Source organism: Accumulibacter sp., assembly GCF_023806565.1.
Taxonomy (GTDB): domain Bacteria; phylum Pseudomonadota; class Gammaproteobacteria; order Burkholderiales; family Rhodocyclaceae; genus Accumulibacter.
In genome coordinates, this window is record NZ_JAMTDV010000078.1 from 1 (window position 1) to 3,442 (window position 3,442).

Sequence of the window (3,442 nt, forward strand, 5' to 3'; positions counted from 1 at the left end):
TTTTATCCTGAGTGTAAGAATTTTCGACACGGAGGGAGACATCCGCGTGTCACGACGACACTCTCGGAGGCGCCTGGTGTGCAGACATTGACCTGCCATCGGTTTGCTTCCCGTGAGGACTCGGGCAGGTCGATCCCGACCGCGGACGGTGGACGGTGGACAGACGGGGCAACGTTTTTTCGGTATCGTTAGCCACCCTCAGGCCACCGGGAGCCAGGTACATGCGCCGCCGTTATCCGTTACACGTCCATATCACTACGCTTTTTCTGGCGCTGATCCTGCTCGTCTGCGGCGTTCTTGGCGGCGTCGGCTACCAGCTCAGCAGCGCTTTGCTGGAGACCTCGGCAACCAGTCTGACCGAGGGTTTCGGCCGCGAAGCGCTGCTCGAACTGCGTCGCATCATCGAACCGGCGGAAGCCGTCACGCGGCTGTTGAGCGTGCAGCGAGTGACGGCGGCGCGCTCGCTCGGCGAGCGTCTTACGAGCCTTCCGTTCCTGCGGCAGGCCCTCGACAGCTCGCCGGCACTCTCTTCGCTCTACATCGGATATGACAACGGCGACTACTTTCTCTTCGGGCGGATTGGCCAGGGCAGTGCGGCCGAAGCTGAACGGGCACCGACAGGCAGCGCCTATGTCGTGCAGAGCATCGAACGTGGCGGCCCGCTGCCGCGTGGCCAGTTCCTGTATTTCGACGCAAGGCTGCAGCGGCTGCGCACCGATGATCGTCCCGACTACGCCGCCACTTACGATCCAAGGAACCGGGTCTGGTTCACTGAAGGACTGGCTTCGCCGACGCAAATCAAGACCGCTCCCTACCTCTTTTTCTCCAGCCGCCTGGTCGGAACGACACTGGCCAGTCGTGCGGCCGACGGGCGGGCCGTGGTCGGAGCGGACATCCTGCTGCACACGCTCGGCGAGATGCTGGGCAGACAGAAAGTCACACCGGGCAGCCAGGTTGTTCTGGCCAACTCCGAAGGCTACGCACTGGCCCATGAAGACCTTTCTCGTGTGCTCCTGACGAGGGATGCCAGCGAAAGCAAGCCGACGCTACCCAGGATCGACGATTTGGGCGTGGCCGCGCTGGTACCGTTGCTGCACGCCGTCAGGGACATGCGGGACGAACCGCAGCGGGCGCTCCGCGTGCAGGTCGGAAAGGACGAGTGGCGCGCTTCGATCCGACGGATTGAGGTCGAGGGCGTGCCCCCGCTATACCTCGTCATCGCGATTCCCGAAAGCGAGTTGATGGCTGGCGCGCTGCGCCTGATCCATCATTCGGCGATCAGCACGCTACTCGTCCTGCTGCTGACGATTCCGCTAACCTGGCTACTCGCGCGCAGCATTTCGCGCTCGCTGAGCGGCCTGGTCGGCGATGCCGAGGCAATCCGCCACTTCGAGTTCTCACGACCGATCGCGCTGGATTCGTCGATCGAGGAAGTCACCGAACTGGCGGTGACGATGGACGCGATGAAGCGGACGATTCACCGCTTTCTGGAAGTCAGCCAGGCGATCGCCGCCGAACGGAACTTCGACCGGTTGTTGCCACGCCTGCTCGCCGACACGCTGTCGGCCGCCGGCGCGTATGCCGGGGCGCTTTATCTGGCCGAAGGAACTCGGCTCCAACCCGCAGCGGCGCTCGACGACAGCGGATCAGCACTGCCCGGCGAATTGCCCGCGCTGGACACCGCGGACGCCGGCCACTTGCTGGGAACTGCGCTTGCCGACGGTTTGGCGCGTGCCGCGCCGCTGCAAGCCGGGGATCGCGAGCACCTGGGTCTGGCGCGAGCCGGCCTGGCCGGGGCAAGCCACGCAATTGCCGTACCTCTGCTCAACCGCAAGAAGGAGCTGGTCGGAGCGATGCTCCTGCTCGGCCACGGCGCGACCGACAGCAGCCGCCTGAGTTTTGTCCAGGCGTTTTCCGGCTCGGCGGCTGTGTCGCTCGAAAGCATGGCGTTGATCAGGGCGCAGAAGGACCTGTTCGCGGCGTTCATCCAGTTGATTGCCGGAGCGATCGACGCCAAGAGCCCCTACACTGGTGGACATTGCGCGCGCGTCCCGGAGCTGACCAAGATGCTGGCGCGCGCCGCCTGCGCCGCCAGCAGTGGTCCCTACAAGGATTTCCAGCTGAGCGAAGACGACTGGGAAGCGGTGCATGTGGCCGCCTGGCTGCACGATTGCGGCAAGGTGACGACGCCCGAATACGTGGTGGACAAGGCCACCAAGCTGGAAACCATTCACGACCGCATCCACGAAGTACGCATGCGCTTCGAGGTGCTCAAGCGCGACGCAGAGATCAACTGCCTGCGATCGATTGCCGCAGGTGGCGACGAAGCGGCGGCCCGCGCACGGCTCACGGCCGAACTCCGAGCGCTCGACGACGACTTTGCCTTTGTCGCCGAGTGCAACGAAGGCGGCGAGTTCATGGCGCAGGAACGAGTCGACCGCCTGCACGCGATTGCTGGCCGGACGTGGTTGCGCACGCTCGATGACCGCATGGGCATATCGCAGGAAGAGAAATTGCGCAAGGCACGCACCCCGGCGCTGCCGCTGCCGGTCAGCGAGCTTCTGCTGGCCGACAAGCCGGAACATCTCCTCGCTCGCCGGCCGCAGGATCAGATGCCGAAGGACAATCGCTGGGGATTTCGCATGCCTGTCCCGGCGCTGCTCTACAACCGTGGCGAACTCTACAATCTGACCGTGGCCCGCGGCACCCTGTCCGATGAGGAACGCTACAAGATCAATGAGCACATCGTGCAGACGGTGGTAATGCTCTCCCAGTTGCCGTTCCCGAAGCACCTCCGGCAAGTCCCCGAAATCGCCGGGGGTCACCATGAAAAAATGGATGGCAGCGGTTATCCGCGCAGGCTGAGGCGCGAGGAGATGAGTCCGCTGGCCCGGATGATGGCGATTGCCGACATCTTCGAGGCGCTGACCGCAGTCGATCGCCCGTACAAGAAGGGCAAGACCTTGTCGGAAGCACTCGCCATCATGTCCCGGATGCAAAGGGAACAGCACATCGACCCTGATCTGTTCGCGCTTTTCCTGCGCTCGAGGGTTTACATGGAGTACGCCCAGCGCTTCCTGCAAGCGGAGCAGATCGACTCGCCGCAGCTTGAGGCCTTGCTCGACATCCCGGAAGATCTGACGGGCTGACACGGCAGAGGTCGTCCGGAACCGCACGTACCGTTGCGAACGCGGGCAATCCCGGTGTCCGCCGGCCCGGCCCGGCCTGCCACAGACGCGTCAGCAATGGATCGCCGGCCGTGGGCAAAGGGGGCCACGACCTGAATTCCCCTTTGCCCAACCCCGTCCGAAGCCGTTGAGAGAACCGACCCGGTTCGGCTTCGAAATGTCGGAAACGCCAGCACGATCGGCCGCAGAACGACTGCCAGCGACTGTCAGGATTCTTTACAGAAACGGGCGAACGACCTCGACCCACTCACAAC

General features: G+C 64.0%; 1 protein-coding gene. It reads left to right on the forward strand.

The features are described from left to right. The first annotated feature begins 221 nt into the window (after window positions 1–221). Entirely contained in the window at window positions 222–3,149 is a 2,928-nt protein-coding gene (locus NFV80_RS09100) for an HD domain-containing phosphohydrolase (protein WP_296758446.1), read from the forward strand. Window positions 3,150–3,442: the final 293 nt, after the last annotated feature.

Bases quoted from the DNA above. Each gene is read 5' to 3' on its own strand.
- NFV80_RS09100 (WP_296758446.1), top strand. From the start codon at position 222: ATGCGCCGCCGTTATCCGTTACACGTCCATATCACTACGCTTTTTCTG.